The organism is Tolypothrix sp. VBCCA 56010, assembly GCF_050875635.1.
Lineage (GTDB): Bacteria > Cyanobacteriota > Cyanobacteriia > Cyanobacteriales > Nostocaceae > Hassallia.
The window spans coordinates 1-2,321 of the sequence record NZ_JBPAOH010000314.1; the positions used below are offsets into that span (position 1 = coordinate 1).

Genomic DNA, 2,321 nt, shown 5'->3' on the forward strand with positions numbered 1-2,321 from the left:
GATTCCCACTCAGGTGAGGTACAAAATTATATGGCGGGTTGTAGGGGCACGGCAGTGCCGTGCCCCTACGGGTGTACCTCATTAAACCGAGAAACGCTATAAAATTTCAACAGATATCTTTGATTACTCCCTTCCCGTTTGAAGAATACCTATCTAACGAACCGCGAAGAAGCGAAGGACACGAAGGAGGAAGAAAAAGAAGATAGGTAATTTTGTAGCGGGAAGGGAGTAGTTGCATTAACCGCCAGAGATTAAAATCTCTGGCTAATAGCTAAAGTCATCTAAAGATGACTAAAAGTCTACAATACATAAACTTATTACTTCTCTTCTTTGCGCCTAGAAGTGAGACAAAATCTTATATTATGCAAAAAACAGTTGTTATTAACGTAGTCGGATTGACGCCCAGCTTATTATGTCAGCATACGCCGTTTTTATCGCGTTGGGCATCTAGTGGGAAAGTCGCGTCAATAGAATCGGTATTACCTGCTGTCACTTGTTCGGCACAGGCTACTTATCTTACAGGGAAATTACCGAACGAACACGGAATTGTCGCTAATGGTTGGTATTTTCGCGATGAGTGTGAAGTTAAGTTCTGGCGACAGTCTAACAAATTAATTCAGGCTCCGAAAGTGTGGGATATGGCAAAAGCGCTAAATCCTGACTTTACTTGCGCTAATTTATTTTGGTGGTACAATATGTACTCCTCGGTAGATTACGCAGTCACTCCCCGACCGATGTATCCTGCTGATGGTAGGAAAATTCCGGATATTTACACTCAACCGGCAAAATGGCGATCGCAACTGCAAATTGATTTAGGACAGTTTCCTTTATTCAATTTCTGGGGTCCCAACACATCGATTCAGTCTACTCAATGGATTGCTAATTCAGCAAAATGGTCTGAAGAAGACTCTAACCCAACGCTGACACTAATTTATTTACCGCATCTCGATTACTGCTTGCAAAAATTTGGAACTGACGTAAACAAAATAGCCAAGGATTTACAAGAAATTGATGCAGTTTGTGCCGATTTGATTGAGTTTTATGAAAATCGCGGCGCTCAAGTCATCGTTTTGTCAGAATATGGAATTACTGATGTATCTCAACCCGTCCATCTAAATCGGATTCTGCGGGAAAAAGGCTTGCTAGCAGTCCGGGAAGAATTAGGACGAGAATTGTTAGATCCAGGTGCAAGTAAAGCTTTTGCGGTTGCAGATCATCAAATTGCTCATGTTTACGTTAACGATCCGTTTTGTATTCCCAAAGTGCGATCGCTTTTAGAAGAAACACCAGGAGTAGCTTACGTTTTAGATGATAGCCAAAAGTCAGCATATCATTTAGATCACTCTAGATCCGGAGAATTGGTAGCGATCGCCAATCCAAATTCATGGTTTACTTATTATTATTGGCTTGATAGCGATCGCGCTCCCGATTTTGCCAGAACCGTAGACATCCATCGCAAACCCGGTTACGACCCTGTAGAATTGTTTGTTGACCCGCAAATCAAGCTTCCCAAACTGAAAATCGCTGCAAAACTGTTAAAAAAACAACTTGGGTTTCGCTATTTAATGGATGTCATTCCCTTAGACGCTTCATTGGTAAAAGGTTCTCACGGTTGTATTCCCACGAATCCAGAGAATGGTCCATTATTTATTACCAAACAAAATCACCTGCTTTCTTCATCAATACAAGCGATCGATGTTTGTCAGTTAATTCTCAATCATTTAACTGTCGGGACACCCTCGTTTCAAGTGTCACAGAAATAATATAATTACCAAATCACATCAATAGGCATGGGTATCAAGTAAGTAGATGGGCATAAATAAACCTTAAATAAAAATTAGGAACATCTTATGTTTATTTAATTACGCCGATCTACTTAATGTTCTCATTCTCAATGTCTAATAGGCTGAGAAAATCATTTAAAACATCCTCTGGTAACGGTTCGTTAAAGTCTGAGGCAACGACCACCTTACCACGGTCTAATTCTGGAATCCGGGGTAATGGTGGGTTATTTAGGGGTACAATGCGGGCAATGGGATTACCAGCTTGGGAAAGAATAACTTCTTCTCCTGCCAAAACTCGACCAAGCAATTCTGCAAACTCAGTCAAATTGGCAGGAAGTTCTACATTATACATTGTAGCTTCAAATTATTGGAACTATTAACGACGATAGCAGCCACAGCTAGCGCATTGCACTAAGTACAATATTGCACAAATTCTTAAGCTCATCCCACCCCAGCCACGGAGTGGGATGAGAGCGGGCATGGGGAATGGGGCATGGGGCATGGGAAAGAATGCCAATGCCCAATGCGATAGGGCCC

2 protein-coding genes are annotated in these 2,321 nt (G+C 41.6%); one reads left to right on the forward strand and one right to left on the reverse strand.

Annotated features, from left to right (window positions below):
* Positions 1-362 precede the first annotated feature (362 nt).
* The gene (locus AABK37_RS41090; RefSeq protein WP_432557124.1) at positions 363-1,763 is read left to right on the forward strand and encodes an alkaline phosphatase family protein; all 1,401 of its coding nucleotides are present in this window, start codon (positions 363-365) and stop codon (positions 1,761-1,763) included.
* Positions 1,764-1,872: 109 nt separating this feature from the next.
* Here AABK37_RS41090 and AABK37_RS41095 read toward each other — a convergent pair whose 3' ends face one another.
* On the reverse strand, positions 1,873-2,136 hold the full coding sequence (locus tag AABK37_RS41095; RefSeq protein ID WP_432557125.1) for a type II toxin-antitoxin system Phd/YefM family antitoxin: 264 nt from the start codon (positions 2,134-2,136) through the stop codon (positions 1,873-1,875).
* Between the last annotated feature and the right edge of the window lie 185 nt (positions 2,137-2,321).

What these genes read in the sequence shown, in the direction of transcription:
- AABK37_RS41090 (WP_432557124.1), top strand. Translation starts at nt 363, where the DNA reads ATGCAAAAAACAGTTGTTATTAACGTAGTCGGATTGACGCCCAGCTTA.
- AABK37_RS41095 (WP_432557125.1), bottom strand. Translation starts at nt 2,136, where the DNA reads ATGTATAATGTAGAACTTCCTGCCAATTTGACTGAGTTTGCAGAATTG.